Source organism: Brevibacillus sp. NPDC058079, assembly GCF_042885155.1.
Taxonomy (GTDB): Bacteria; Bacillota; Bacilli; order Brevibacillales; family Brevibacillaceae; genus Brevibacillus.
This window is the reverse complement of the sequence record NZ_JBHVSO010000002.1, coordinates 1-26,734: the sequence shown is the minus strand read 5'-3', so window position 1 is coordinate 26,734 and position 26,734 is coordinate 1. Positions and strand designations below refer to the sequence as shown.

At 42.6% G+C, this 26,734-nt stretch carries 32 protein-coding genes and 2 pseudogenes; 24 read left to right on the top strand and 10 right to left on the bottom strand.

Translation table 11 applies throughout. The annotated features are described in order from the left end of the window. The first annotated feature begins 259 nt into the window (after positions 1-259). Together ACFVS2_RS06660 and ACFVS2_RS06655 are read left to right on the top strand one after the other, a co-directional pair. Positions 260-1,435, top strand: a complete 1,176-nt coding sequence (locus ACFVS2_RS06660) for a hypothetical protein (protein ID WP_390232525.1) — start codon at positions 260-262, stop codon at positions 1,433-1,435. 36 nt (positions 1,436-1,471) lie between these two features. After that, complete coding sequence (locus ACFVS2_RS06655) at positions 1,472-1,660, top strand: hypothetical protein (protein ID WP_376900759.1); 189 nt, start codon at positions 1,472-1,474, stop codon at positions 1,658-1,660. Positions 1,661-1,790: 130 nt separating this feature from the next. On the opposite strand, the gene ACFVS2_RS06650 is transcribed toward ACFVS2_RS06655, so the two are convergent. After that, entirely contained in the window at positions 1,791-2,198 is a 408-nt protein-coding gene (locus tag ACFVS2_RS06650) for a hypothetical protein (RefSeq protein ID WP_390232522.1), read from the bottom strand. Positions 2,199-2,388: 190 nt separating this feature from the next. On the opposite strand from ACFVS2_RS06650, the gene ACFVS2_RS06645 reads away from it, so the two are divergent. From ACFVS2_RS06645 to hfq, 4 genes are all read left to right on the top strand, one after another. Next, positions 2,389-3,585, top strand: coding sequence for an alpha-amylase family protein (locus ACFVS2_RS06645; RefSeq protein ID WP_390232519.1), 1,197 nt, complete (start codon positions 2,389-2,391; stop codon positions 3,583-3,585). Between the two features lie 285 nt (positions 3,586-3,870). Then, positions 3,871-4,656: a class I SAM-dependent methyltransferase gene (locus ACFVS2_RS06640; protein ID WP_390232516.1), complete on the top strand. Its 786-nt coding sequence runs from the start codon at positions 3,871-3,873 to the stop codon at positions 4,654-4,656. Beyond that, positions 4,653-5,612, top strand: coding sequence for a tRNA (adenosine(37)-N6)-dimethylallyltransferase MiaA (miaA, locus tag ACFVS2_RS06635; RefSeq protein ID WP_390232513.1), 960 nt, complete (start codon positions 4,653-4,655; stop codon positions 5,610-5,612). Before ACFVS2_RS06640 ends, miaA begins: the two co-directional genes overlap by 4 nt. Positions 5,613-5,641: 29 nt before the next feature. Further along, the gene (gene hfq, locus ACFVS2_RS06630) at positions 5,642-5,881 is read left to right on the top strand and encodes an RNA chaperone Hfq (protein WP_007719110.1); all 240 of its coding nucleotides are present in this window, start codon (positions 5,642-5,644) and stop codon (positions 5,879-5,881) included. A 212-nt stretch (positions 5,882-6,093) separates the two neighbouring features. On the opposite strand, the gene ACFVS2_RS06625 is transcribed toward hfq, so the two are convergent. From ACFVS2_RS06625 to ACFVS2_RS06615, 3 genes are all read right to left on the bottom strand, one after another. Continuing rightward, positions 6,094-6,525: a VOC family protein gene (locus ACFVS2_RS06625; RefSeq protein ID WP_390232509.1), complete on the bottom strand. Its 432-nt coding sequence runs from the start codon at positions 6,523-6,525 to the stop codon at positions 6,094-6,096. A gap of 112 nt (positions 6,526-6,637) precedes the next feature. Then, entirely contained in the window at positions 6,638-7,870 is a 1,233-nt protein-coding gene (locus tag ACFVS2_RS06620) for a multidrug effflux MFS transporter (RefSeq protein WP_390232506.1), read from the bottom strand. 47 nt (positions 7,871-7,917) lie between these two features. Further along, on the bottom strand, positions 7,918-8,385 hold the full coding sequence (locus ACFVS2_RS06615; protein ID WP_390232503.1) for a MarR family winged helix-turn-helix transcriptional regulator: 468 nt from the start codon (positions 8,383-8,385) through the stop codon (positions 7,918-7,920). 200 nt (positions 8,386-8,585) lie between these two features. Between ACFVS2_RS06615 and infC the strand changes: the two genes are divergently transcribed. Beyond that, a complete protein-coding gene (gene infC, locus ACFVS2_RS06610; protein WP_173621402.1) occupies positions 8,586-9,071 on the top strand; it encodes a translation initiation factor IF-3 in 486 nt (161 codons plus the stop codon). A gap of 21 nt (positions 9,072-9,092) precedes the next feature. After that, positions 9,093-9,845: a DUF4184 family protein gene (locus ACFVS2_RS06605; RefSeq protein ID WP_390232500.1), complete on the top strand. Its 753-nt coding sequence runs from the start codon at positions 9,093-9,095 to the stop codon at positions 9,843-9,845. A 30-nt stretch (positions 9,846-9,875) separates the two neighbouring features. On the opposite strand, the gene ACFVS2_RS06600 is transcribed toward ACFVS2_RS06605, so the two are convergent. The 3 genes from ACFVS2_RS06600 to ACFVS2_RS06590 form a co-directional block, all read right to left on the bottom strand. Next, a complete protein-coding gene (locus ACFVS2_RS06600; protein WP_390232498.1) occupies positions 9,876-10,826 on the bottom strand; it encodes an AAA family ATPase in 951 nt (316 codons plus the stop codon). An 810-nt stretch (positions 10,827-11,636) separates the two neighbouring features. Next, positions 11,637-12,230, bottom strand: coding sequence for a hypothetical protein (locus tag ACFVS2_RS06595; protein ID WP_390232495.1), 594 nt, complete (start codon positions 12,228-12,230; stop codon positions 11,637-11,639). A 22-nt stretch (positions 12,231-12,252) separates the two neighbouring features. After that, the gene (locus ACFVS2_RS06590; RefSeq protein ID WP_390232492.1) at positions 12,253-12,828 is read right to left on the bottom strand and encodes a zinc metalloprotease; all 576 of its coding nucleotides are present in this window, start codon (positions 12,826-12,828) and stop codon (positions 12,253-12,255) included. A gap of 168 nt (positions 12,829-12,996) precedes the next feature. Between ACFVS2_RS06590 and ACFVS2_RS06585 the strand changes: the two are divergent. The 6 genes and pseudogenes from ACFVS2_RS06585 to glnA all read left to right on the top strand — a co-directional run. Beyond that, a pseudogene (locus tag ACFVS2_RS06585) lies at positions 12,997-13,119 on the top strand (AAA family ATPase); the annotation flags it as partial. 99 nt (positions 13,120-13,218) lie between these two features. Further along, positions 13,219-13,494, top strand: a complete 276-nt coding sequence (locus ACFVS2_RS06580; protein WP_390232489.1) for a hypothetical protein — start codon at positions 13,219-13,221, stop codon at positions 13,492-13,494. Between the two features lie 86 nt (positions 13,495-13,580). Further along, positions 13,581-14,873, top strand: a complete 1,293-nt coding sequence (gene hflX / locus ACFVS2_RS06575; protein WP_390232486.1) for a GTPase HflX — start codon at positions 13,581-13,583, stop codon at positions 14,871-14,873. 7 nt (positions 14,874-14,880) lie between these two features. Further along, a complete protein-coding gene (locus ACFVS2_RS06570; RefSeq protein WP_390232483.1) occupies positions 14,881-16,158 on the top strand; it encodes a methionine gamma-lyase family protein in 1,278 nt (425 codons plus the stop codon). Between the two features lie 169 nt (positions 16,159-16,327). Beyond that, positions 16,328-16,738 (top strand): MerR family transcriptional regulator, encoded by a 411-nt coding sequence (locus ACFVS2_RS06565; RefSeq protein ID WP_390232481.1) that lies wholly within the window; start codon positions 16,328-16,330, stop codon positions 16,736-16,738. A gap of 35 nt (positions 16,739-16,773) precedes the next feature. Further along, on the top strand, positions 16,774-18,108 hold the full coding sequence (gene glnA / locus ACFVS2_RS06560) for a type I glutamate--ammonia ligase (protein ID WP_007719084.1): 1,335 nt from the start codon (positions 16,774-16,776) through the stop codon (positions 18,106-18,108). 119 nt (positions 18,109-18,227) lie between these two features. Here the strand turns inward: glnA and ACFVS2_RS06555 are convergent. Further along, a pseudogene (locus tag ACFVS2_RS06555) lies at positions 18,228-18,542 on the bottom strand (tyrosine-type recombinase/integrase); the annotation flags it as partial. Positions 18,543-19,134: 592 nt separating this feature from the next. Here ACFVS2_RS06555 and ACFVS2_RS06550 point away from each other — a divergent pair. After that, a complete protein-coding gene (locus ACFVS2_RS06550; RefSeq protein ID WP_390232478.1) occupies positions 19,135-19,413 on the top strand; it encodes a group-specific protein in 279 nt (92 codons plus the stop codon). An 84-nt stretch (positions 19,414-19,497) separates the two neighbouring features. Beyond that, positions 19,498-19,752 carry a hypothetical protein gene (locus ACFVS2_RS06545; protein WP_390232476.1) on the top strand — a complete coding sequence of 85 codons (255 nt, stop codon included), beginning with the start codon at positions 19,498-19,500 and terminating at the stop codon, positions 19,750-19,752. A gap of 398 nt (positions 19,753-20,150) precedes the next feature. Here ACFVS2_RS06545 and ACFVS2_RS06540 read toward each other — a convergent pair whose 3' ends face one another. Further along, on the bottom strand, positions 20,151-20,630 hold the full coding sequence (locus ACFVS2_RS06540; RefSeq protein WP_390232473.1) for a DinB family protein: 480 nt from the start codon (positions 20,628-20,630) through the stop codon (positions 20,151-20,153). 448 nt (positions 20,631-21,078) lie between these two features. Here ACFVS2_RS06540 and ACFVS2_RS06535 point away from each other — a divergent pair, with 448 nt between their 5' ends. Continuing rightward, a complete protein-coding gene (locus ACFVS2_RS06535) occupies positions 21,079-21,825 on the top strand; it encodes a DNA-methyltransferase (protein WP_390232470.1) in 747 nt (248 codons plus the stop codon). A 17-nt stretch (positions 21,826-21,842) separates the two neighbouring features. Here the strand turns inward: ACFVS2_RS06535 and ACFVS2_RS06530 are convergent, their stop codons facing one another. After that, the gene (locus ACFVS2_RS06530; RefSeq protein WP_173621483.1) at positions 21,843-22,034 is read right to left on the bottom strand and encodes a hypothetical protein; all 192 of its coding nucleotides are present in this window, start codon (positions 22,032-22,034) and stop codon (positions 21,843-21,845) included. Between the two features lie 185 nt (positions 22,035-22,219). Between ACFVS2_RS06530 and ACFVS2_RS06525 the strand changes: the two genes are divergently transcribed. The 7 genes from ACFVS2_RS06525 (at position 22,220) to ACFVS2_RS06495 (ending at position 26,442) form a co-directional block, all read left to right on the top strand. Further along, a complete protein-coding gene (locus ACFVS2_RS06525; protein ID WP_390232467.1) occupies positions 22,220-22,477 on the top strand; it encodes a hypothetical protein in 258 nt (85 codons plus the stop codon). 49 nt (positions 22,478-22,526) lie between these two features. Further along, a complete protein-coding gene (locus tag ACFVS2_RS06520) occupies positions 22,527-22,778 on the top strand; it encodes a hypothetical protein (RefSeq protein ID WP_390232464.1) in 252 nt (83 codons plus the stop codon). A 32-nt stretch (positions 22,779-22,810) separates the two neighbouring features. Beyond that, positions 22,811-22,954, top strand: coding sequence for a hypothetical protein (locus ACFVS2_RS06515; protein WP_390232462.1), 144 nt, complete (start codon positions 22,811-22,813; stop codon positions 22,952-22,954). Positions 22,955-23,631: 677 nt separating this feature from the next. Next, positions 23,632-24,339, top strand: a complete 708-nt coding sequence (locus tag ACFVS2_RS06510) for an ORF6C domain-containing protein (RefSeq protein WP_390232459.1) — start codon at positions 23,632-23,634, stop codon at positions 24,337-24,339. Positions 24,340-24,352: 13 nt separating this feature from the next. Further along, positions 24,353-24,517: a hypothetical protein gene (locus ACFVS2_RS06505; RefSeq protein WP_390232456.1), complete on the top strand. Its 165-nt coding sequence runs from the start codon at positions 24,353-24,355 to the stop codon at positions 24,515-24,517. Positions 24,518-24,601: 84 nt separating this feature from the next. Beyond that, positions 24,602-25,231: a hypothetical protein gene (locus tag ACFVS2_RS06500; protein ID WP_390232452.1), complete on the top strand. Its 630-nt coding sequence runs from the start codon at positions 24,602-24,604 to the stop codon at positions 25,229-25,231. Between the two features lie 188 nt (positions 25,232-25,419). Further along, positions 25,420-26,442, top strand: coding sequence for a GTP pyrophosphokinase (locus ACFVS2_RS06495; RefSeq protein WP_390232450.1), 1,023 nt, complete (start codon positions 25,420-25,422; stop codon positions 26,440-26,442). The last annotated feature ends 292 nt before the right edge of the window (positions 26,443-26,734 follow it).

Below are 26,734 nucleotides of genomic sequence, written 5' to 3'. Positions count from 1 at the left end.
TTGCAAAATCAACTCAGAAGTAACATCAAGCTATTTTAGGTTTTGTTGTAGATCTACTCAATTAGAACAGATTCAAATGATAGTAGATTTTTAAAAGTGAGTAAATTGAGATGAAAAAAATATGTTGAGATTTAAAACTTTACTAAATTAAGTATAAACAATCACTTCTACATGTAATTTGATAATTTAGCAGAATTTGACAAGTGATATTAATGTGGTAATATATTCCTTGTTAAAACATATAAGGGAGAGGTTATTTGTGAAAAAATTCCCCATAGCAACTGCTGTATTATTGAGTACACTTTTATTGACAACAAGCCCACAAACCTTAAGTGCAAAGAGATCAGAAAAAGTTGAAATTACTAATGCTAGTAGTTATGACATTTCAGAAAAAGCTATAAATAGAATTGGCGACATAGAAAATTACGAAATGATATTCAACAATTTAAGAAAGATGAGCAGTATATCAAAAAATAAATCCGCAGATGTGATATTTGTAGATTTTGAAGATAAGGAACAGTTGACATCCTTTGCAGACGATTACAAATTAGCCATAGGGATTGAAGAAGTCAATGATAAAGAAAGTGATGTCATTCTATATTGGGTCGGTAAGAATAAAAATGGTATAAAAATTTCCGGAAAAGATGATATATTTGTGGATATAGATGCTTACAAAGAAGAGAAGAAAAAAGATAAGGCACTTGTGATACAAGACACTATACTTGATGCTGTAACAGACCATTTAGAGTTTTTAGAGGAAGATGAATGGCATGCGGAAGATACTAATGAGAATAGAATGTCATTAGCAGCGGCAAATGGAGAATATGACTGGAAAAGTGCTGCATGGGATCAAGTTTCGAAAATGTCTCCACCATACGGGAAAATTCGTTTGAATTACAAAATTTCAAAAGCTGTAAGCCTTGATTCTGCAGATAAAGGGCATTACATGTCGGCCTATTTAAATGCACAAGTTAATCCAGGTGCACAACTTGCTGGCAGCGATGATAACTATGACGTTGATTCACAAGTTTATGGAGTTGAGTTAAAAGCAAAACCGAAGGATCCATCTGACACTCCTTATGTAATGTTAGATCACGAACCGGTTAATACTGGAAATTCAGGAAGTACATCTCATCAAGGCGGATTAGGGTTTGATATGAAGGGTGGGGGTTCTTTCAGTTATGCTTATCAGTTTAGCCAAAATTGGACTGACCTTGATTTGACTGACAATAGTGATGAATTCGGAAAATGGACTTACGAAGTTCTTGGTGATTTACAAGAAGAAGTTGTGACAGTAAAAGGAGGGGCTATTTTTAAAACCCCAACAAATTACTCTAGTCATACTATAAATGTATATGCTGACGTTACATTTGATGGTCCATTTATATCACCTGCTACCAGAATTGCGAACGAAAGAATTAAGTTAAAGTGGTAATATTACGTTAATCAAGTTAATGAAGGTGGTGTCGACTTGGAAAAAACAATTTCTATATTCTTAGCCTTCTTCGTTGGCTTTATATTAACAATGCTGAAGGTAGGAAGAGATCTTGATTTTCTAGAATTACCAGTTATTATCCTGAATATTATCGGTCTTTTGATAATGGTGATATTTGGATATTTAGCTATAGCAAGGGCTATCAGGTTACTATCAAATAAATGATTTCTTTAAACAAGCAAAGTCTAGTGGCTGGATTAGTATCAGTCAAAACCGAGGCTCTAGCAAATGTAACTCTACCCGTCTCTTAACTAATCAGAGGCGGGTTTTGCATTATATTCTTTCCAAGTTCTTTTTACTGATGTAAAAGCAGAAACAGGGCCGTAAATTTAGTACTATCAGTAAAGTTCGTATGGATAACAGAAAAAATAGAAGTCATCCTTACGATTGAGCTTCTGGCAAATTTGCTGGAGGGTTTTTGTCGATAAATCTTATCCCATGTTATTAAAATCAGGGGGATTTTACCAGCGAAAAGAGCATCAATTCTTGCATTGTCATTAGGCATCGTGTTAAGTGGCTGCAGTACAACGCCAGAGAATAATACGCCAGTTCCAGCAGCTACAACTACCTCATCTGCACCAGTCCCAGCTTCTGAACAGAAGACGATGTAAGCCGAGGAAGTGAGTAGAGGTGATTTAGGGCCTGGTGAAATCGACGCTGCATCGGCAGGTGGGTGACAGTATACTTTAAAGTTCGCGGACATGCCTCCCAAGATTTTGATTCGAGACATATTTACGCTGTTTACTCACCCAAGTGGTTCTTTTCCTTTTTCAATAAAAAACGGAATAGACGACTATTCTGCCTCTTTGGTTTTGCTCAGAAAATTTAAAAATCAAGATTGATTTTAGACAAACACTGACTTATGATTACTTGCAAAAACGAGGTGAAACGAAATGAGTTCATCACGCCAAACGGGGATGTTTATTTATCCGTGGGATATAGCCGAGAGTGGTATCGAAGCTGTGATGCAAACATTGCAAGAAGCCAGGTGCAATACAGCAGTGGTCAATAGCAGCTACCATCAGGGGAGATTTTTTCACCCGCGAAGCAAAACGTTTCGCAGGCTGCCGTTTTCAGGAGTATCGTTTACGCCTGAATGGTCGAAGTACAACCGTTTGCGCCCGACCGTACACGAGCAAATCGCACAAGCAGGCATTCTTGCCAAAATGAAAGAAGCTTGTGAGCAGGCAGGAATGGGGTTTCATACATGGTGGGTTGGCCTTCACAATTCTACGCTTGGTTTGGCTCATCCAGATCTTTGCGTGCAAAACATTTGGGGGGATACATACACTTACGCGCTATGTCCATCGCAGCCTGAGGTTCAGCATTACGCCAAGGCGCTTTTTAGCGATACGCTTGAGCAGGTAGAGCCAGAGCGGATTTTGATCGAAGCGACCGCCTTTTTGCCGATGAAGCATGGCGAGCATCATGAAGTATGCCTCCTGCCGTTAGGAGAATCACTGCAATGGTTACTCTCGCTTTGTTTTTGTGGGGCGTGTACGGAACGTGCCGAATCAAAGCGAATCGATGTCGGAGCAGTCCGACAGCTTGTATCGAGGCTAGTCAGTCAAATGGTGGAAGCCGATCGTATCTCGCAAGTATCCGCTGAAGCGAGAGAAGTTGCCTTTTTGCTGCTAGAATACCCGGAATTGTATCACTATCAGCAATCCCGTCTGGAAGTGGTAGATGGGCTATGGAGGAGCCTGAAGGAAATCGCGCAGAGTAAGGGGACTGCGCTGGATGGCTTTCCGTCCTCGACACCGTTTTTTGTGAATCAGTCCTATTGGGAAGGGGTTTCGTTGCGAAAAGCTGCCGCTACATTGGATCGCCTCGTTCCGCTCGCCTATGGAGACAGTGTCGGTGATGTGGCGTATACCTTTCATGCGATCAAGCTTGTAGCGCCAGAAGCTACGCTGGGGGCAGCTTTCTCCCTACATCATAGCCAAATCCAGTCAGCAGTCGAGTTGGCAGCGAGGGTGAAAACTGCAGTGGACGCAGGCGCTCAATCGATTATTTATTACAATCTCGGCCTGTTAAATAACCGCAGGCTGGACTGGATCAGACAGGCGAACCTTACCATAGAGGAGTAGATATGCTCATAACAAAAAAGACCCACGGAACTCTGCGGGTCTTTTTTACATGTGTGAAACTGATGGACTGGAAAATCATACTTCAGTCCGACGCGCTTTCATAAAAAATGGTATGATTGTCATAGCAAAGAGGAAAACACTTTGGTTCAGATTCTATTTGACCGGCAAATTAATCCTGCTTACAATAATATGATCGTTACCGTTTATGTAAAAACCGTCGAGTCGTTTTTCTAGAACAGCAGTTCTTGTCAAAAAGGGCGAAGACGTAAGGAAGGGAACAAAGGCGTGATTGTTACGACAGGACTTGAGCCTGGTGAAGAAACCTTGCGTCACGCAGCCGAATTGGCTAGTACATTGGGGCTACAGGTTGTGAATCGACGCGATTTTTCATTGGGTCAAATGCGCAAGCGATATGGGGTAGAAGAAGTATTGGTGGTTTCCGCTCTCGGAGCACGTTTGGAAGTGCCGGGGAAAAAACCATTCTTTTTTCATCCGAACACATCTGCTTTTCGTATAAAGCGGCTTATGCGCGGCGATACTGATACTATGCTTGTTGCTTGCCAAATTCATCCAGGGGATGAAGTGCTGGATGCAACCTTAGGTTTGGGTGCTGACGCTATTGTATTTTCTCATGCGATTGGCGCAAATGGGAAAGTCGTTGGCATCGAATCTGAGCGATTGTTAGCTATCTTGGTAGAAGATGGACTGCGGCATTGGTCATCCGATGCGGAAGAATTAGAGCAAGCCATGCGCCGTATTGAGGTACGATGTGGCGACCATCTAGAAGTACTGAGAGGACTGCCTACACGTTCCTTCGACGTCGTTTATTTCGATCCCATGTTCGAGATAACTGTAAAAAGCTCGTCGGGGATCGCTGGAGTCCGGGAGCTCGCCAATCCAGATGCTCTTTCAGAAGAGGCTGTTTTGGAAGCGCAGCGAGTTGCGAGAAAACGTGTGGTAATGAAAGAAGGAAAAGAAGGTAGGATGTACGAGCGTTTTGGTTTTACGCCGTTTCGCTCCCGCGGCCAGCAGGTCGTGTACAGCTACAAAGAGATAGGTGGAGGGGAGTGACCTTGCAACAGAGAGAAAGGCTAGTCGTGATTATTGGCCCAACAGCGGTTGGCAAGACCCAGCTTAGTTTGGAGCTGGCCGAACAGTTCGACGGTGAGATCATTTCCGGAGATTCCATGCAAGTATACCGTGGAATGGATATTGGCACCGCAAAAGCAGAGCCTGAGGAACTTGCGAGCATACCGCATCACCTCATTGATATTAAAAATCCAGACGAAGAATACTCTGTCGCGATGTTTCAGGAAAGTGCCGCAGCGCTGATTACAGACATCAACCAACGTGGCAAACTTCCGTTTATCGTCGGCGGGACAGGTCTGTACATAGAATCGGTTACCCATCGATTTCAGTTTTCCACCACTTCTCAAGACCCTGAGTTCCGTGATCGTCTGCAAAGATTGGCTGACAGCGAAGGCGTGGAAGCACTGCACGCCAGACTGGCCGACGTCGATCCGATTACAGCCGAACGCTTGCATCCCAATGATGTAAAGCGGGTGATACGCGCATTGGAGATTTATGAAAGCAGCGGGTACAAAATGTCCGACTTTCAGCTACGGGCGCAGCATTCACCTTATGATTTGGTGATGATCGGTCTCACGATGGACCGCGCAAAGCTGTACGAACGAATCAACCACCGGGTCGAACTCATGATCGAAGCGGGACTGGTTGAGGAAGTGAGGGGGCTCTTAGATGCTGGCTACGACGCGTCACTCGTCTCCATGCAAGGCTTGGGGTACAAGGAGCTCATCCCTTATCTGTATGGAGAAATCACGCTAGAAAAAGCAGTGAACGACATACAGCAGCGAACGCGACATTTTGCCAAACGCCAGCTTTCTTGGTTCCGGCGCATGGCAGAAATTCAATGGTTTGACATGACTGATCCGGCCGAACAGAGGAATAACGTGGAAACTATCAAGCGAATATTGGCAGGAAAGTTTCAACAATTGCCGAATATATAACATACAAGTCCTTTTAGGGGGTAGTGTACATGAAACAGACGATCAACATTCAAGATACGTTCTTGAATCATTTGCGGAAAGAAAACATCGCGGTTACCATTTACCTTGTGAACGGATTTCAATTGCGCGGGTATATTAAAGCATTCGATAATTTCACGATTGTGATTGATAGCGAAGGCAAGCAACAATTAGTATACAAGCATGCGATCTCCACTTTCACTCCGCAACGCCCTGTATCGCTCATGTCTCAAGAGAACAACCAACAGTAAGCAAAGCAACACCAACAGCCAGGATACATGTGATCCTGGTTCTTTTTTTATGATCTGGCGCGTGGGGGATGATTGCATTTTCTGCTGTTTGGTACTCTGGCGCATCTTTTTTCATCAGCGCATTTCTCATCAATCAGAGATGGAAATACCTCAATCGCAAAAAGTATCAATAAAAAAGCCCTGTCGCCGTTGAAGCGAACAGGGCTTTCACATTACTCCATACAATGATTATTCGTGTAAATTTGGAAAGTGATGCCAAACTTATCCTTCACATTGCCGTATGCTGGACTGAAGAACGTTTCTTGCAGAGGCATAAGCACTTGACCGCCTTCTTGCAGGGCATCAAAAATCTTATGAGATTGTTCTTTATCATCGGTCGAGATGCAGATGGTCACTTGATCACCAAGTTGATGCGGTTGTCCTGGAAAGGTATCGGAAAACATCATTTCAGTTTCACCGACGCGAATAGTAGCATGTCCGATACGATTCTTGGCTTCTGCAGGTAATGGGAACTCCGGATTTTCAGGCAATTCACCGAAGGTTTGCTTGAACAGCACTTCAGCACCTAGCGCACCCTCGTAGAAGCTGATTGCTTCACTTGCAGTACCATTCAAAACGATGTAAGGAATCAAACGCAATGCCATGTGTCAACATCTCCCTTGGTTTTCATATGACCAACTTGTCAAACCCACTTGCTATTATTGCCCATAATGTGATTGTAATGCACAGAACGTATGTTTGCAAGTGTTAAATTGATCAGGACGCTGATGAACTCCGACGAACCATGACTACGTAGCAGACAATGGCGCTGATCGTAGAAAGAGCAATGATGATCCCCATTGGTACTGCGGTGTGTTCGCCGCTGATTCCCACAAGTGGAGCGACAATTCCGCCGCTGATGAAGGAAAGGAGCCCCTGGAGAGCAGATGCGCTTCCTGCCGCCTTGCTTTGATTTTGCATGGCGAGGGAAAATCCTGTCGCGCCCACAATCCCTACACTGGATACGACAAAGAAGAGGGGAACAAGCACAGCAATAAGACCAGCTTGAAGTAGAATCATTGCCAGAAGGAGGATTCCGCCGACTCCCGCAATGGTAATCCCAGCAATGAACAAAGAAGTTTCTCTCACTTTACCTGCAAGCTTACCTGTGATTTGACTCGCAATAATAATGCCTACACCATTTATCGCGAAAATGAGACTAAACGTTTGTGGAGACACTTCAAATATTTTTTGAAACACAAAGGGCGAACCGGCGATGTATGCAAACATAGCAGCAGTCACCAGTCCCTGCGCGATGGCGTACCCCATAAAAACGCGATCCTTCAGCAAGGTACCAAAGGTAGTCAGTGTATTGCCGATTCCCGCCTTGGAGCGGCGCTCTTGTGGTAATGTTTCTGGCAGAGCAAGCAACACGACTAAGAACATGATAGCGCCAATCAGACCCAGTACGACAAACACACCGTGCCAGGTAGTAAATTGGAGAATTTGTCCCCCTACGATAGGTGCCGCGATCGGGGCGATTCCGTTAATAAGCATCAAGAGGGCGAAAAACTTCGTGAGTTCTGTCCCTGCGTACAAATCGCGAACGGTAGCGCGGGCGATAACAATTCCCGCAGAACCAGCAAGACCTTGTACGAAGCGAAGCAAGACGAACGTATAAATAGAGGGAGCTATCGCACACAAAAAGGAAGAGACCGCATACAAAATGAGCCCGATAATTAAAGGGATTCTTCGACCGCGTACGTCGCTGATCGGCCCTGCGAATAACTGACCAATGGACAGGCCGAGCATGCATGCTGTCAGACTGAGTTGGGTCATGGAGGTGCTCGTCTGCAAATCATCAGCAAGCATAGGAAGCGCAGGTAAATACATATCTAGGGACAGTGGACCAAAAGCAGAAAGTGACCCTAGAATCGCAGCCATCCACAGCCGGCGTGATTTGTTGCCAGTTAGGGACGAGGAATCAAGTTCTTTTGCTAGATTATTCACGGCAAGTTGTCAAACCTTTCTCATTATTATTCCAGGAAAGAAGCTTTTTACAACTCAGAAGAGGGTTGCGTATTTTGCAAGTAAAAAGCTTGGAGGTTGCTGTGCATGCGATCGAGCAAGCCACGCAACACATCCTTTTCTTCATTAGAAAATCCGATGAAGCAATTTTCCTCAATGACACGTAATACTTCTTTGACATGCTTGGTAGCCATCCGACCTTTGTCGGTAAGATAAACGCGGGAGATACGTTGGTCCCGTTCATCTGCTCTGCGCTCGACAAGTCCCGATTTGGCCATTCGATTAATCATCACGGTAAGCGTAGCGGGCTTTACCCCGATTTTTCGGGCCAATTCTCTTTGAATCATTCCATCTTTTTCAATCAAGCGCATTAACAGAATGGGTTGACCTGGATAGACGTCGTATTTTTGAATCAGAAATTCTACATTTTGCCGATGCATTTTCATTACATGCGACGCAGAATGGGTTAATGCGGTTGCATAACTGAACTCCACCAAAGTACCCCCAATTAATTAGTTTGCTAATGAATATTCTGTTAAAGACGTCCGTAAGTTAATGCCTTGTCCTATTATACAAAAACGATTGATCTTCGTCATGAAAATGATTTGCATTTACGAGCTTTGGAAGGATACGCTGCATTCTTTGGAGAAGTAATGATGTCCTTGAAAATCGAATGAATAGGTTAGGTGAGATCAAGATGATCCTGAATGAAAAAATAAAAGCGGCAGTCGTACAATTAACAGGGGTAGACGGGGAAGATCTCGGAATCATCTCCACAAAAGAAGCGCTTCAAATGGCAAAAGAACAGGGAGTGGACCTGGTATGTCTGTCTTTGGCTTCGAGTCCGCCGCCTTGTCAGTTAGTGAATCGAACGAATTATAAGGAACAGGTCATCAAGGAAAACGCCAAAAACCGAAAAGCAGAAAAAGGCGTAAAAGTAAAAGAAATTCGTTTAAGTGCCTACATCGAAGACCACGATTACGATACGAAAATAAGACAGGCAGAACGAATTCTTTCATCCGGGGATGCCGTGCAGTTGACTGTAAAACTGGAGAAAAAGGAAGGTCAGGAAGCCAAGCGATTAATTGAGCAGCTCATCAAAGATCTGGCTCATTGCGGAAAACAGGATAAAGGGATTCAAGTAAGCGGCAAGCAGGTAGTTGCCAATCTATTGCCACTCTAATGACGAAAAGGGAGTAAGCGCATGCCTTTTACTTTTGCTCATCCGGCTATAGTACTGCCATTACGCAAATGCAAGTGGTTTTCGTTCTCTGCCCTCGTCTTTGGCAGTATGGCACCGGATTTTGAGTATTTCTTCCGGATGCAGCCATACAGCGTGTACAGTCACACCATGCTCGGATTGTGGCTAGTTGATTTGCCCATCGCGATCCTATTAGCGTTTTTGTACCGGTACGTGGTCAAGAATCCGATGCTTGCGCGTTTGCCGGAATGGATAGGACGAGGGATGGACAACACAAACCATGGAAGCAGAATGCCAGCGTGGCGAGCGGTAATTGTGTTTATATACTCAGCGTTAATCGGCAGTTTGAGCCATATGGCATGGGATGCCTTTACACATGATGGTGGACGTATGGTAGACCACTTCTTGTTCTTGCAACAATCCATCTCGATTGCCCATTATAAGGTGCCTGTTTACAAGCTGCTGCAGCACGGTAGTACCCTTTTCGGTGGCTTGGCCATTTTGTATGTCATTGCACGAAGGGCGCACAAAAACAGACAGATCGTTATGAGACAAGTACCTGTCTTGGAAAAATGGATGTTCTGGTTCGGGGTGGGGTTGTTTGGTATCGTGACGGTCGTTTTACACGCATTCCTGGTCAAAGGAATTTCACCCTTCGTCCATCCTTTGCAGCAAGTGGTCCCGTTTCTTTCGGGATCTCTGCTTGGAATCGTGGTGCTCTGCTTCGCTTTGGACAGGCTCAGATTGAAAAAGTAAAATCCCTCAATATGAGGGATTTTATTGTTTCTAAATTGAAAAATCCTCAGACTTCAAATTCATTAAATCATCGCGGGTTGGGTCAAGAATTTTGAGCAATCTAACGGCTTGCACACGTATTGCCTTTTCAATATTATTTCGTACATATCTTGCATTGCTGAAATTCACATGAAATGGATCACTCGTTACTGTTAGCAGTCTTCTTCTCAGTTTTTCACTTGCTTCAGTAGAGATTCTATACTCCTTGTTCTTTGCCATTACATTTGCAATATCCATCAACTCATCAACCTCATAATCAGCAAAGTTGATGTGGACGGGAAAGCGTGAAGGCAGTCCCGGATTTAACTCAAGGAATGTATCCATTTCATCATTGTACCCTGCAATTATACAGACGAAATCATTGCCAAAGTCCTCAAGGCATTTTGTAAGACAGTCTACAGCCTCTTTTCCAAAATCTTTTTCACCGCCACGAGCTAATGAATAGGCCTCATCGATAAATAGTATTCCTCCCATGGCTTTCTTAACAAGATCACGGGTCTTTTGTGCTGTGTGCCCAATAAATTCACCAACGAGATCTGCACGTTCTACTTCAGTTAGATGACCCTTAGTTAAAACACCCATTTCCTTAAAAATCTTTCCGAAAAGGCGTGCAATTGTTGTTTTCCCAGTACCGGGATTTCCTTTAAAAACCATATGGAAAACTTGCTTCTCAATTTTAAGCCCGTGTCGTTCCCTTGCTTTATTCATTTTGATGAGCGCATAAATTTCATAAATCGTTTTCTTGGCTTCATGTAAGCCAATCAGGCTTTCTAATTCTTCAAAAACAGTTGTTAAATTTGAACTCGACGTAGTACGAACTATTTCAGGTAAAGTATTTGTCTGCTTAACACTTACTGGTCGATTGAATACAACTTGAATTCGATTATTACTACTTGAAGATTCGAGCACCTCAGTTTGAGGAATGGCTCCTGCTTGCTTCACATGTTTCACCTGCCTTGACCATCATACAGAAAGTATACTCAGGAACATCGGAAAACCTGCCAATTTTTACGCAAGAGATCGAATTGGACAAGTCATTACGTGGATTTTTGTGAAATTGATGTTATTCAAGTAGGCGAAATTGGAATATAAAAAATGATAAAGGAAAAATTGATGGAAAATTAGTCATCATCGATGAAATAAAAGATTATTACCTAAGCTGCTAAAAATTGGGTTTCAATTCGTCCTGGTGACGTTGATTCACGCACCATTGGTAAAAAATAGAATCTTAAAACTACAGAATAACTTACACTTTTGTTGGCCGCGTACAATTGAAGGAATGGAAAACGCATATAAAAAACACAATTAATTTGTGGATTACAAAGAATGCAGAACACTACAATCTGATTTACCTCTCTACAATGACACAACTCCTAAATTTCGGACTACCCCAGGAATAATCAATGAACAAATAGTCGATAAATCGGATTTGTTCATTGGAGTTTTTTGGACTCGGATTGGGTCACCTACAGGAGTAGCCGAATCTGTTACTATTGAAGAAATTGAGCGAATTGTTTTGATATCGGAAGAGAAAGCAATAAAACAGAAGATAACAAAAGGATGATTTTAATGGTGTTGAAGTAAAGAATGTGTTAGTTGATTTCGGAACAGATTAACTTAGACTTTAGTAATTACGCTGGAATACCTGTCGTATTTGATGAAAGCGTTGAAACATATAAACTTGTGTTTGACTAAAATGATCTATTTAGAGTGATTAGAAAAGGCACTTCATAGGAAGCGCCTAAGATAAAATTACTTCATTGATTCAATCGCGTCTAACAAATCTGCCTCATTGATGGAAGGCAACTCATTCGCATCAGTTATATTTTCGAATTCAGCATTTGACTGATTGGATTTTAAGCCCTTGGAACTGGTCATTTTAAATAGTTGGTTAGGTGTGTTTGGAATATAAGTATATTTCTTCAATTCGTCATCATATTCGCCACTCAAAAATAACAGATATTCACCTTTTTCTAACTCGTGATAGTCCACGTCAACTACGTTAGCAAGCTCTTTATTGTCGCCTAAATCTAGACCAATAAGACGATATAGTTCGATGCTTTCACCTTCAGATATCTTGGCGTCAGAAAGGTTGCTATAAAGTTTATCCACTTGTACTTCGTACACATTATAAACAACAGTACCCACTTTTTCTTGCCTAAACACAGATGGTACTTTTCCTTTTATGATTACATTAGCTTTTTGGACTATTTCTTCAGTAGATTTAAATGTTCTAGATAGAGCAACGCTATGAGAGTTTGAATGGTTGAATTCTTTATACATCAGTGCAGAACCAACACCAGCAATTATTGCAGTCACAGACACAATAGCAATCAATTTTTTCAATGTTCACACATCCTTTCAATAATTAGTTGTTGTCGTAGAGACCTCTAAGTTCTTTTTTGTCATACTTTGTAGGGCCATGGATATCCCAGTCAAATACATCTTTGCCATCCATTATGGAATCAACACTTGTATCTTCAGGATGGGCAAGACCAAGTGTATGTCCGAATTCATGAGTCATAGTTTTTATCGTATCATCCGTATCAAGATCGTCACACATAGACCTAACAATTATTATGTTCGCTGAAGCATATGGAGACCGATTCATCCTGCCTCTATCATCATAGGGTATTCCAAGCCCATATGTACCCAGCCTATAAAGCTCCTTTTCGGTTCTTGAATCTGGGTGTTCTACAGAAATATAACCAGTTTCATTAGTGTCTGCTGGTGAAAGGTTGATATTGCTGATTGCGTTCCACTCGTCAGCAGCAGACCAAAGTAAATCCGAGTATTTTTTATCTAAGTTGATATCTTCATATGTAACGTCATAGATGTCCCATTCTCCTCCGAGATAGTCTGCAAATGCACTTGTTGTAAAGAATGAAAGCGAAGCAATGACAGTGAATAAACCAGCAGCAACTTTTGTCCTTTTACGTGACATAAAAAATCCTCCTGATCAAAAATATTTGACAACATTTTCAATATATATGGAAAAGTAAATTTTGTAAATATTTAACATAATTTGAAATATCGTGTTACTTTGTAGGTTAAAAAACTACTTTCATTAAATTCGAGTAATTAACTTCTTAATTTTCAAGAAGACTTTAGCAATACGAGGTACATCCGGGATAGTATTAAAAAGGCGGTTCGTGTGCAAGCGGTGAGACTAATGAAGGCAAGTCATCTGACCAAAGAAGAATTAATGAAGTTAAAAGCAGGAGATTTCACGTAAAAGAACACCAGGAATAAGTTAAACGACCATTACTCCGAGAGAGAAGAGTGATGGTCGTTCTGTTTTCTTTCACGACTCCCGCAACCGAAGTCGGAAGAAGTGTTGTTTGTCGAGCAGTATGTGACGCTCGCGCGTGTGGAGAAGTTTCTCTACAAACTTATAGATGAAGGCGTACTCGAAGAATCATTTGGCGTAAAAGACATGGGGGTTATCCTGAAAAATCTGAATCTCCGCATTCATGAAGATCTCCTCAAGGAAGAGGCGGATGCCTTGCCTGGTGGATATGATGAGAAGGAACTCCGCAAAGTGATTAGCAAAGCGATTCCGTTTTTCGTGAAGGAGATTTTCTCAGAGAAAGCGACAAGTAACCCATGACATAAGTTGATTTCAGTTGGCGTGCCCTGCTGCCGTAACGTTTTGGGCAAAATGTGGTATGATAGTGCATGAAGGGGCGTGAATCGGTGAACGATCTGATCAAAACGAAAGAAACAGCCATACTGATTGGTTGCTATTTAGATAACCGGAATGAAGAAAGAACCCGTCTTTCCATGGAAGAATTGCATGAGCTGGCAGATACTGCTGGTGTAGAAGTACTGGACGTCATCACGCAAAATCGGGACCGGGTTGATTCTGCCTGGTATTTGGGGACAGGAAAAATTGATGAAATCACGCAGAGAGCTGAAGAGCTGGATGTGGACGTGATCATTTTCAATGATGAGTTGTCTCCGAGTCAGACTCGTAATTTGGATAAAGTTTTTGATTGCAAAGTGATTGACCGTACGCAGCTCATTTTGGATATTTTCGCAGGTCGTGCACAGTCGCGTGAAGGGAAAATCCAGGTAGAGCTGGCGCAGTACAACTACTTGCTGCCTCGACTTGCCGGGCAAGGAAAGCAGCTATCTCGTCTCGGGGGCGGTATCGGTACGCGTGGACCGGGTGAAACCAAGCTGGAAAGCGACCGTCGACATATTCGCAAGCGGATCAGTGAACTCAAGCAGCAATTAGAGGATACTGTTCGGACGAGACAATTGCATCGGGAGCGTCGGAAGAAAAACAATGTGTTCCAGATTGCGTTGGTCGGCTATACGAATGCTGGGAAGTCGACGATCCTCAACAAGCTTACGAATGCAAACACCTTGCAGGAAGACAAACTGTTTGCCACTTTGGACCCGACAACCAGACAATTGGAGTTGCCGAGCGGACTGGATGTGCTTTTGACAGATACGGTTGGTTTTATTCAAGACTTGCCTACGAGTCTAGTCGCTGCATTCCGTTCGACATTGGAAGGTGTAAAAGAAGCGGACCTCATCCTGCATGTGGTAGATAGTCATCACCCTGACTTCCAAGTACATATGGAAGTCGTAGACAAAATTTTGCGCGAGCTAAAAGCAGAAGAAATTCCGCTGCTAGTCGTTTTCAACAAGGCAGATATGCTTGTAGAGGGCTCTTACTTGCCGCGTGCAGACGAATCGATTTTGATTTCTGCCATGCGGGAAAATGACCTGAAGCAACTGCTCAGCCGGATTGAGTCATTTGCACTCGAATCTTTCAATGAGATGAAGCTGCGCGTTCCTGTCGAGCGCGGAGACATTCTCTCCCTTTTGCATCGGGATGGGGTAGAGATGGAACAAGAATTTAATGAAGAGGAAGCGGCCTACTTGATCACTGTCCGTGTGAACAAGGATAATCCGATTTACGGCAGGATTGCTCCTTTCCTCCTGGATAAACCAGAGACTGTTGAAGAGAGTTGGTAAGTAACAGATGTTTTCATATTTTTCCCATGGAGAAAAGCTTCGCCCCCTCGTAATGGAGGTGGAAGCGACGATCTCAGAGAGACATCGTCAAATTTCCGCTTTGGTGGATACGAATCAACTGAAAGTATTGCGTTCCTTCCAAAAACATGAGGTCAATGAATTTCATTTTTCAACATCCACAGGCTATGGCTACGATGACTCCGGACGTGCAACGTTAGAATCGATTTATGCCGAAGTGTTTGGTGGAGAAGCGGCATTGGTGCGTAACCATATTATCTCGGGTACACATGCGATTGCGATTTCTTTGTTTGGCATTCTTCGTCCAGGCGACGACCTTCTCTATATTACGGGTAAACCGTACGATACGCTTGAAGAAGTAGTAGGTGTGCGCGGCGAAGGGCAAGGCTCACTCAAGGATTACGGCATCGGCTACAGCTATGTGCCTTTGACGCCAGAAGGTGAAATTGATTTTGTGGCAGTTGCACAAGCGATTACGCCAAAGACAAAGGTCATTGGGATTCAACGTTCGCGAGGCTATGCAGATCGACCTTCTTTCACCATTGCGAAAATCAAAGAAATGATTCGGGTTGTAAAAGAAATTAAGCGTGATCTGATCGTATTTGTAGACAACTGCTACGGAGAGTTCACGGAGGAGCAAGAGCCATTGCACGTAGGTGCAGACATCATGGCAGGCTCTCTCATCAAAAACCCGGGTGGTGGCTTGGTCAAAACAGGCGGTTATATAGTAGGACGCGAGGATTTGGTTCAGCTTGCTTCGTATCGGATGGCAGCACCGGGAATTGGCGCTGAGGGCGGTGCATCGCTCTACTCACTACTGGAGATGTACCAAGGCTTTTTCTTGGCTCCACACGTAGTGGGAGAAGCTTTAAAGGGAGCGGTATTCTCTTCGGCAATGCTGGAGCGTCTGGGCTTCAAAACGAACCCACTGTGGCATGAGCCGCGGACCGACCTGATTCAATCCGTGGAATTTGGCAGTGCTGAACGACTGATTACGTTTTGCCAAGGGATACAAAAAGCAGCACCAGTCGATTCACACGTCACTCCGTATCCAAGCGAAATGCCTGGATACGCTGATCCTGTGATTATGGCAGCAGGTACGTTTATTCAAGGGGCGAGCATCGAATTCTCGGCAGATGGCCCGATTCGTCCTCCTTACTTGGGCTTCGTTCAAGGTGGGTTGACGTACTCGCACGTAAAAGTGGGGATTTTGACAGCGTTGAACGGGATGTTGGAAAAAGGCTTACTCGAAATACCGGGTGAATAGGATAAAATCGCAAGGATTGGACGGCATTCTCTAGATAATGGGGGATGCCGTTTTTTCAAGTGAAAAAACTGTACATAACTTTCTATGTAATATTATCTAACATCTATTGACAGGGATTTTGTTATAAAATAGAATAAGACTAAGAAATACGAAACAGGAGGGACAAGTCATGAGTGATGACCTTCGCCGGAATATGGCCCTCTTTCCCATTGGGATCGTCATGAAGCTGACGGATCTCACTGCGAGGCAAATCCGTTATTACGAACAAAACGACCTGATTCAGCCTGCCCGCACAGAAGGGAAGCAGAGGCTCTTTTCTTTCAACGACGTAGATCGCTTGTTGGAGATCAAGGCTCTGATTGAAAAAGGACTGAATATTGCAGGGATCAAGCAAGTCCTGCAAATGCAAGAGCCTACTTTGGAACAAACAGAGATTACCACGACGTCCGAAGAGAAACGCAAGGACATGTCCGACAAAGAGCTGCATCAGCTCCTAAGGCAACAGATTATGTATCGCGATGCCACTCGCCATGGCGAGGGTGCATTGATACGTGGAGAGCTTTCCCGCTTCTTCCACTAGATAGAAAGCCGATATAGAGACAGGAGGAGAGAAATGTGAGCAAGTTTACAAGAGAAGACATCATGCGCATGGCCCAAGAAGAGGACGTAAGGTATATCCGACTGCAGTTTACCGACCTGATGGGGATCATTAAAAACGTAGAAATCCCGCTGTCCCAATTGCCAAAAGCACTCGATGGCAAAATGATGTTTGATGGTTCTTCCATCGAAGGTTTTGTTCGCATCGAGGAATCCGACATGTACCTGGTACCTGATCTGGATACATGGGTTGTATTCCCATGGGGCAATGAATTTGGTAAAATTGCACGTCTGATCTGTGATATCCACATGCCAGATGGCTCTCCATTCGAAGGAGATCCGCGCTACATCCTGAAGCGTGCCTTGAAAGAAGCCGAAGAAATGGGCTTCACAGCTTTCAACGTAGGTCCAGAGCCTGAGTTTTTCCTGTTCAAGCTGGACGCGAAAGGCGAGCCTACGCTGGATCTGAACGACCAAGGCGGATACTTCGACTTTGCTCCACTCGACTCCGGTGAAAACTGCCGTCGTGATATCGTATTGACGTTGGAGAAAATGGGCTTTGAAGTGGAAGCATCTCACCACGAGGTAGCCCCAGGTCAACACGAAATCGACTTCAAGTATGCAAATGCACTCCAAGCAGCTGACCAAATTTTGACGTTCAAACTGGTTGTTAAAACCATCGCACAAAAACACGGTCTGCATGCGACCTTCATGCCAAAACCGCTGTACGGTGTAGCTGGTTCCGGTATGCACGCGAACCAATCGCTGTTCCGTGGTAAAGAAAATGCTTTCTATGACGAGTCCGATGTAATGGGACTGAGCCAAACAGCGAAGCATTACCTGGCAGGTATTTTGCAGCATGCTCGCAGCTTTACTGCGATCACGAATCCGCTCGTAAACTCTTACAAGCGTTTGGTTCCTGGTTACGAGGCTCCTTGCTACGTAGCTTGGTCTGCGAAAAACCGTTCTCCATTGATCCGTATCCCTGCTTCCAGAGGCTTGAGCACGCGTATTGAAGTACGCAGCCCAGACCCTGCAACGAACCCATACTTGGCGTTGGCAGTTATGCTGAAAGCTGGTTTGGACGGAATCAAAAACAAGCTTACGCCACCACCTGCTATTGATCGCAACATCTACGTGATGACCGAGCAAGACCGCGAAGCAAACGGAATCGAGAACTTGCCTGCTACTTTGAAGGAAGCGATCGAGTGCCTGAAAGCAGATCCGGTGATTTGCGAAGCATTGGGCGAGCATGCATTGGTACACTTTATTGAAGCGAAAGAAATTGAGTGGGATATGTTCCGCACACGCGTTCACGATTGGGAGCGCGAGCAATACATGACCGCTTACTAATAAGCGAAACCCCTTGTGCCTGTAGGTGCGAGGGGTTTTTTCTATTTCGTGGGCAAATTTGATCTTTTAAGAGGTTTAACATTTTTGCCCACGATTTGCCCACTATTTTTTTCGGAGTAGACACTTTCCATGTAGCTTTCAAACTTGTCCATGTTATCTAATTCAATTTTCTTTGAGATGTGGGCATATACATCCGAAGTGATCTGGATACTGCCATGACCTAATCGTTCTTGGATGTATTTCATATCCGTTCCAGTTTCCAATAATAGCACTGCGTGAGTGTGTCTGAGAGAGTGAATAGGGATTGAGGGAATGTCTAATCTATTGAGAGTACGTGAGAAAGCATTAAAGAGTGACGATTTAGGGACGTAATTACCATCGTCTCTAGTTAATACGAGATTCAGATTGTGGTGGTAAAGTTCGTTTAAAGCCAGCCAAGCGATATGCTAACCTATTATAAAGGCATGAAAGCAAAGCGCTAACAAAAAACGGAATTGAGATAGCAAATTGATAACTGGATGTGATTTTATGCAAAACAAAATACGAGAGGTGCGAGAACAGAGGGGGTTAACGTTAGAAGCTCTCGCCAAGTTGGTCAATGTCTAAAAAGCTTATATGTCCCAAATTGAAACTGGGGCACGCGGAAAAAAGATAGGTTATCCGCTTGTGTCAAGAATCGCAGTGGCTTTGGAAACTACCGTTGAGTGTTTGATGAATAGTGAAGCAAATGACCAAGAATCTGAACATATCGGTTCCAGAGAAGGGCGTTGAATACGACAATCGTGTGCGTCTTATGTACCATCCAGACTTTCACCCAAATCAGGGAAAATGATTTACAGATGATGAGACTGCCTATCTTTGTAAATTCTATGGAACTGACGCTCTTAAATCTTTATCGCTGGCCCTTGGTCGCCTAGAAAAGTCTCTGGAATACAGGATTGCATACCTGAGGAAAGCGGGGCTTTTCGATTACTACCGCGCTAAATGGGATAGACATATTAATGCTTAAAGAAAGGAAGGAATATTATGAAAAAATTAGTGGCTACTGATTTAGATGAACAGGAAATAAGAAATATGTGCCATGAACGCATCAATGAATTGGTAAAAGAAGTAGATGCAGAAAAGGTGTTTTGGGATACGACAGAGCTTAAAAAACGTACGTGCATGTGCTGGAACACTATACAGGATAAAGTTTTCTTTGATCCAAGATTCCCGAAATTTAAGGTAGGAGGGAAGTGGTACTTCCCTGCCAGAGAGACAAGAGAATTTTTGATTCAGTGGCTGTATGAACAGCCAAGGCACTGATTGCTGGTGGACATGCTTCTAATAATAGAGGTAAACAGTTAAAGCAAGCCGATTTTAAATCGAAATAAAGGGAAGTGACAGGCTGTGAGGTATGACTTTGATTCAGCGATTACCCGAAAAGCTGAGCTTTGGAGAATCTACCGTTCCCTGCGCTTTCAGCCAGTAGATGGTACATGGGACTGGTGGATTGTGAAAGAAATTAACGAGCTGGAAAGCGAAATGGAAGCAGCCAGAGAAAACGAAAAGGCCACTGCTCGCAACAGTGACCAATTCAACAACAAAACAAATTTGAATACACCTATCCTACCACGGTTTTGTGGAGATGGACAAGCACTGTGATACATCAGGGCTGTCCCAATCAGGAGACAAATTCTCAATTTTGATAAAGATAAGCGATAAAAAAGACCATCCCTTGCCACTTTCAAAGCTTTAAGTCAGCCTTCTTGGACCTTTAATGAGATTAGCTACATCTAAGTGCAGATGCAATAAGGCAAATTGGGCAAAGTTATACAGCCAGGTGTTTTTTCGCAAGGGAAAACGTTACCTTTTGAGCTGATTGTTTTTAGGAGTTTCTTCCACATAGTTAATCACCTCCAATTAAAAGGGAAATTTTACCACCAAATACATCTTAACATATGTAGGAAACTATTAAAAAGGTAATTTTCTGAATATTACAGATCGTGATTTAACAAACTGCTCAAAGTGATAAATAGAGAGAACATGTCTAAATCAAAATATCAATCCCATATCTTAGGTCGGTCAATTCCCATTGTTCTCATATAGTCTAACAACTGACCAGTGTGAACAGATTCGTGGTAAGCGATGCGTAATAACATAGACCCAAGTCTTTTAACATACGCACCTGAATCAGAAAGATCTATTTCTATATTTTCTAAGTCGTTTATTGTAATTGTTTTAAGGTATTTTAAGAATTCCTCACGATAAGGTTGAGCAAATTCAAGTTCATCATCTACTGATGTGAACTCTTTTGCTTCAAAGGGATTAAACAAATTAATTAGTCCTTTACTCCCTCTCCCTATAAGAACTTGGTGAAATAAAAACTCACCTTGTGTTAAATGTCTAATCGTTTCAGCACAAGTAAAAGCGGTTTCATCTGGTTTCCAGTTTAACATTTCTTCGGGTATAGCTTTCCATACTTTTATACTTCTGGATCTGATCTCTTCAAAATTTAAAATCATTAAATCGACTGAATTCATTAAAACTCCACTCCTTGCTGTCTATTCTTAGGTAAATTATACAAAGTTATTTCTTGTAATATTACGCAAATGAAAAAACAGCAAAGCTTACGAATAAGGTATTTGAACTTGTTGCAGTATTGTTTTCAAAATGTGTAATGAGTAAGGACCGGAATAGCTCTTCCGGTCCCACACTTCAGGGATGGTTATCATCGTGATCAGGAGGTTCAGGATTACAAATATAGCCACATACGGTCGACCAGACATCATTGCACATGTCATAGCACTCCTTGGACCCACCTGACAGTGAGCAATTAGTTAAACATTGTGCCCAATCATTTTCACAACTGGTGCACCTAGGCTCCGACATAATAGACCACCCCCAAACGCTAGTATGCGTTAAGGGAAAAAAACAATGTAAAAATGCGATCATTTATCACATTAGTTAGGGAGGAAAGGAGGGCTGCAAGTGCGAAATACGATCATCCTCGGAGATTGCTTAAAAGTAATGCAGCAGATTGATTCGCGATCGATTGATTTAATCATTGCGGATTTGCCTTATGGCATCACTCAAAACGAATGGGATGAACCACTTGATCTGCCTGAACTGTGGAGTGAATACGAAAGAATCATTAAAGATAACGGGGCCATCATTTTGACTGCTGCCCAGCCATTTACAAGCAAGCTTGTGATGAGTAACCCATTGCTTTTCAAATACGAAATCATCTGGCAGAAGAATAAGTCAACAGGCTTCCTAAACGCCAAGAAGATGCCACTCCGAGCACACGAAAGCATCCTGGTGTTTTACAAGAAGCTCCCGACATACAACCCGCAAAAAACAAAGGGGCACAAACCTGTAAATAGCTACACAAAGCATACTAGCGACGGCACAAACTATAGGGAGACAAAGACCGGAATAACCGGAGGCGGGCAGACTGATCGATATCCTACGACTGTGCTACAGATACCAGTGGTGAACAACGACAGCCGGGAGAAGATTCACCCGACTCAAAAGCCAGTGGAGCTGCTGGAGTATCTGATCAAGACGTTCTCCAATCCCGGCGACCTGGTTCTGGACAACTGCGCAGGCAGCGGCAGCACTGGAGAGGCTGCGAAACGAACTGGTCGGGACTACATCCTCATCGAGAAGGAATTTGCATATGTAGAGGCAGCCAGAAGGCGCTTAGAAAAGGTCACGTTGACCAGTGCAATTTAACACATCGGTAATTGAGTTTAACTCTCTTCTACTATCTCGCACTGATTTTTTAACATTTCGTTGACAATCGCTTCATGCAGATCTTCATCTTCAATTAACAAAAGTGTATTAGTAACTCGGTTACAAACAAAATAACGACCATCCATCTTGACTAAAACATAATTTTCTTTTCCGGTTGTCCAAATGAGTTTGTAGTTATCTAAATCCATTTTTATCTTCACTCCTTTCGATAACTTAGGAAAGAGCGAAAGAGCATGTCTGCTCTCTCCTAATCTGAATCCACACATATTACCATTTTGGAGGGCGGCAATCAGGTTGTCAATGAATAGGAAACACAACACACGATTTGATAAATAGGTTTCCTGCACGATGCAGGAAAGGGGAGGGAAGCAACTTGGAAAAGCAAGCAGCGATTGACTTGATAAATACGCTTGAAGTGCTGGACTATGAAGCCGATGGAGAAGCGTGCTATTACGCGAATGTTGAATTGAACACGAAAACCATCAATGTTTTGAAGACTCTCGGTTATTCAGAAGATTGGATTCGCAGGAACTCATTAGACGGCGAGGAGTTCGACTTAACCAATGTCGTTTGGAATTACGCGCAATGGTGGGATGGAGATAAGTTTGTTCTGGAGAGGCCCAATTATTGATGTGATTAGCTTTTCAAAACAATCGATTTGTAAAAAGGGAGGGAATTGAATGAGGGAACAAGTTCAATGGTTCGCGGAACAGATGGAAAGCAAGTTGAAGGAGAACGATCACAAGGGCGGTTGGTTAGAATGCGACTACGAATATTTGATTGCCCGTTTGCGTGAAGAGTCATTGGAATTGCGCGTGTCATTGGAAAGTGCGATAACTGACGAAGACATTTTGGAGGTCATAAGGGAATCTGTGGATGTCGCGAATTTCGCCATGATGATAGCAGACAAAGCGCGGAGGAGTATTGATTAACAAAATATTACCTTTGGTAAGGAGGTGGGAACGTGGCTAAATCGACCGACCTGGAAGCAATGTTTTCTAAAAGCCACCTATCAGCCAAGAAGGGTTTTAATGCACAAGACAATGAAAGCAAGAGACAGCACAGAACACACTATCAAGAAGTTATTTTTCTTTTCCAGGTATCCTAGAGCGAATATGTAAATTGCCAATACAAAAAAACTAATGCTTCTCAAGATAATACTGTCTATGTAAAACCGACTAATGATAAGTAAAATTATTGCTATTGCGGCAAGAGCAAGAAACCACTTGGGACGAGCAAGGACTTTTTGAAACATTAAGACACCTCACCTTATTCCGATATATTACCATTTTACCGTGGCGATCGATCAGATGACAACATCTATGCGAACCCGGAGTTGTTTCGTTCCATTTAACAAAAGAGAAATGGAGTAGTTTAACTGTATCGAGTCTTCTTCTTAATAAGGTTACCCAAGCATGCAACGAACGCATAGAAGCATCCCCATAAAACCCAAGCGTCAATGTTAACGATAAATGAATCCCAGCTGGTTGTTGTGAAGAGTAAAGGCAAAAAGAATAAAATAACAGCACCAAGGTACTTTTTCTTGAAAAGGTACGAACAAACCAATCCAATAAGAAAAGCGAGTATTGGAATGTAGAGCAACACAAGTGCGAAAGGATTGAGATTGTTATTGAATAAGTACAGCAAAGTCATCACCTCGATAATTTATACGGTCATTTTAGGTGTTGAAATGAATTCACGAAAGTACCAACATTTAATGGTACCTCATTTATGCTAGCTTCAATTTAACAAAATATTTCGTTTGTATCTAGGAGGGATAGAGGCATGAAGAATCTCACTATCATAAATCAAAATGGACAACTGCTGATAGATAGCAGAGAAGTAGCGGAAATGGTTTCAGTAAGACATGCTGATTTGCTAGAAAAAATTGATGGCTATATCAAGCACTTAACCAACGGAAATTTCCGTTCGTTGGATTACTTCATCGGAAGTACCTATAAAGACGGTAAAGGTGAGAGTCGACCTTGTTACCTACTCACACGCAAAGGCTGCGACATGGTTGCAAATAAGTTAACTGGTGAAAAGGGAGTTTGGTTCACAGCAGAATACGTTGCCAAATTTGAGGAAATGGAGCGGGCGATTCAGCAGCCATTCACAGGATTAAGCCCAGAAGTACAAGCAATTTTCTTTCTGGACAAGAAGGCGCAAGAGATAGAGATTAGGGTCGAACGGTTGGAAAATAACAAAACAATTGATTACGGTCAGCAATTAGTGCTGCAAAATGCAGCAAGGCAGCGTGTGGTCGAGGTTCTAGGCAGCAAGGATGGACAGGCCTACCAAAACAGCAGCTTGCGTGGAAAGGTCTTCTCGTCAATTTGGAGGGACTTCAAGGGATACTTCAACGTAGATTCATACCGAAATACTCGGGTACTTGATCTAGAAAAGGCGAGGGAGTACATCAAGGATTGGCGACCGCAGGGAAAACTCCTTCGAGAAATTGAAGTTGCCAATAGCCAGTTGGCGTTTTCGTAAGGGGGAAGCTGCTATGAAATGTGGATTTTGCGACGAAAAGATCGAGACGGGCAAGCTTGAATGGATATTGATTAGTAAGAAACCAACTATCAGTCATTATTGCAGCTTGGGATGCTTGTCAGGTCATGTAGATGAAAAGGCAATCGAAGCAGAAGAGCAAAACGGAATAATAAACTAATTGGGAGCGGGGTAACTGGTTTATCAGGACTTAAAGAGACAAAACGATTGTTACTACAATTTTTTAAGAGGGTAGGCGGTGTAGGTGAAAGATAAGCTGATCGAAAAATTATGTGAAAAATGCCCCGCTACACAATGGGGCAAGAAATCGATCTGTAGCGTCCACAACCTCCATGTTGGTAAGGTCGAAACCTGCCCGGAGTGGGACAATTACATCATAGAGAATCAAGGATTATTTGATCGGAGCGGGCAGCTCGGATTTATCAATCTCGAGCCAGCTCTTGAAGTAGTGCAGAAAGTAGAGGAAGAGATCAAGGATTACCATTGGATGGTAAAAGAGGTTGAGCGTCTAAGGAAGGAAATTGACAAGGCGATATCTTCGAATCCGTTGATACAAGAGAAATTAGTCGCCACCTATGGTGATGCCGCAGGTATGCCGAGCGGGAAAGGGGTGCGTCTCTCAACATTGACCATACCGGAAGAGCGGTTCGAAAAGCAAATTGAGCGGATGATAAACCTCGAAAAGAAGGTTCGACAGATAAACGATTTCTCTGTAAGTCTGGAGGACAGTAAATACAGAACGGTCGACGGTATGCGGATGAACAGTATCGCAAGGCATGTAGGTGTATCCCGTCAAAGGTTAAATGAGATTAAGCGTGATATTGTGACTCGTCTTGCGCAGGAAATGTATAGTGATGAGTTTTTGGGATGTTAACAGGTTGACGATAACTTATTGATAATATGGAAAAAAGTTAAAGAGCCACTTGTGTAAACAAAACAGGTGGTTTTTTCATAATGTCAAACTCAATTTCCGTGATGCTTATCGAAATAAATAATTCGATTATTTTGTGGGTGTTAGATATGATAAGAGTAGTGAGAATAATATGACAGGTTGTGAAAGATATGGATAGATCTACAACGCCCATTGAGATAATCAAAAGTGAATACGAGGCGAGTGTTTCTTTGTATCATGTATTGATTAAAGAATTTGCGAATCAAATAAATGCTCTATTAGAACGTGAGGGAATTGTAACACTGTTTCCAGTTGATGCTAGAGTTAAGGGGTGGGCATCTGTGAAAGAAAAAATTCAGCGTAAGGAGTCGGTAAAGAATATAGAAACACTTACAGAAATTAAGGATATTGCAGGAATTAGGATAGTATTACTATACAAAAAAGATGTGGAAAAAGTCTGTATTTTAATAAAGGAATACTTCGAAGTGTTAAATGTAGAAAATACTGAGGATCGATTATCTGATAATCAATTTGGTTATGGTTCCATACATTTCGAAGTAACTCCAAAAGAAAGTTGGTGTGAGGTCCCGACTCTTAGTATGTTAAGAGGTTTAATCGCAGAAATTCAAGTACGTACTGGATCACAACATATTTGGGCTGCAGCATCACATACATTACAGTATAAAAAAGAACAACATGTACCAATTCCACTTAGAAGAAGTATCAGTAGGGTTGCTGCACTTTTAGAAACGGTTGATTTAGAGTTTGCCAGAGTTCTAGATGAACGGGTGTATTATCGAGATGGGGGGATAGCCTCAACGGACACATTGAACATTGATAATTTACGTCTGTTATTGGACAAAAAATTACCTATTAAGAATAAATCACACGATGAAGATTATGCAGAGGTTTATGACGAGTTACTTATATTAAACGTAAATAAAATTAATCAGCTAGAAGCGATTATTGACAGGCATTTGGAAAGCGCATTAGAAGAAGATAGAGGATGGGCAACTCATAACAAAGAACAAGCAGATTCAGGGTTTTCGTTATATTACTTAGATACAACTATTGAACGCATAATGGATGGTGTCTATCTTTCGCATGTAGGATTACTTAGAGATATATTGCATAAAGAGTATGGCGAAGAATATAGAATTAAACGCATGGAAGTAGATCTCAGTGCGTTTTAGTTTCTATTAGATTGTTTGCACAGTGTAGGGTCGGATGGAGAAAAGCTAGGTTTCAATGCTTTTTAAAGGTTGACACATCTGACGTTATTGACGTTTTTTGCAAGTAATTCGATTTACGCATTATACTAAGGCTACGCACGATAAAAACGCCGCTCGGAATGATGAAGTGCACCCCTTAAAGTAGACATTGGAAAAACCCCTGTGGTTTACCGATGAACTTTAGGGGGTGCATTTTTTTATGGCAGCTAAAGGGCAAAAGTTTATGAGCTATCCAGAAACACTGAAAAGGGAA

Coding starts and splice junctions, on each gene's coding strand:
- ACFVS2_RS06650 (WP_390232522.1), bottom strand. CDS start 2,198: ATGTCCGCGAACTTTAAAGTATACTGTCACCCACCTGCCGATGCAGCG.
- ACFVS2_RS06645 (WP_390232519.1), top strand. CDS start 2,389: ATGAGTTCATCACGCCAAACGGGGATGTTTATTTATCCGTGGGATATA.
- hfq (WP_007719110.1), top strand. CDS start 5,642: ATGAAACAGACGATCAACATTCAAGATACGTTCTTGAATCATTTGCGG.
- ACFVS2_RS06625 (WP_390232509.1), bottom strand. CDS start 6,525: ATGGCATTGCGTTTGATTCCTTACATCGTTTTGAATGGTACTGCAAGT.
- infC (WP_173621402.1), top strand. CDS start 8,586: ATGATCCTGAATGAAAAAATAAAAGCGGCAGTCGTACAATTAACAGGG.
- ACFVS2_RS06605 (WP_390232500.1), top strand. CDS start 9,093: ATGCCTTTTACTTTTGCTCATCCGGCTATAGTACTGCCATTACGCAAA.
- ACFVS2_RS06590 (WP_390232492.1), bottom strand. CDS start 12,828: ATGTCACGTAAAAGGACAAAAGTTGCTGCTGGTTTATTCACTGTCATT.
- ACFVS2_RS06570 (WP_390232483.1), top strand. CDS start 14,881: ATGTTTTCATATTTTTCCCATGGAGAAAAGCTTCGCCCCCTCGTAATG.
- ACFVS2_RS06565 (WP_390232481.1), top strand. CDS start 16,328: ATGAGTGATGACCTTCGCCGGAATATGGCCCTCTTTCCCATTGGGATC.
- ACFVS2_RS06550 (WP_390232478.1), top strand. CDS start 19,135: ATGAAAAAATTAGTGGCTACTGATTTAGATGAACAGGAAATAAGAAAT.
- ACFVS2_RS06540 (WP_390232473.1), bottom strand. CDS start 20,630: ATGAATTCAGTCGATTTAATGATTTTAAATTTTGAAGAGATCAGATCC.
- ACFVS2_RS06530 (WP_173621483.1), bottom strand. CDS start 22,034: ATGGATTTAGATAACTACAAACTCATTTGGACAACCGGAAAAGAAAAT.
- ACFVS2_RS06520 (WP_390232464.1), top strand. CDS start 22,527: ATGAGGGAACAAGTTCAATGGTTCGCGGAACAGATGGAAAGCAAGTTG.
- ACFVS2_RS06510 (WP_390232459.1), top strand. CDS start 23,632: ATGAAGAATCTCACTATCATAAATCAAAATGGACAACTGCTGATAGAT.
- ACFVS2_RS06505 (WP_390232456.1), top strand. CDS start 24,353: ATGAAATGTGGATTTTGCGACGAAAAGATCGAGACGGGCAAGCTTGAA.
- ACFVS2_RS06495 (WP_390232450.1), top strand. CDS start 25,420: ATGGATAGATCTACAACGCCCATTGAGATAATCAAAAGTGAATACGAG.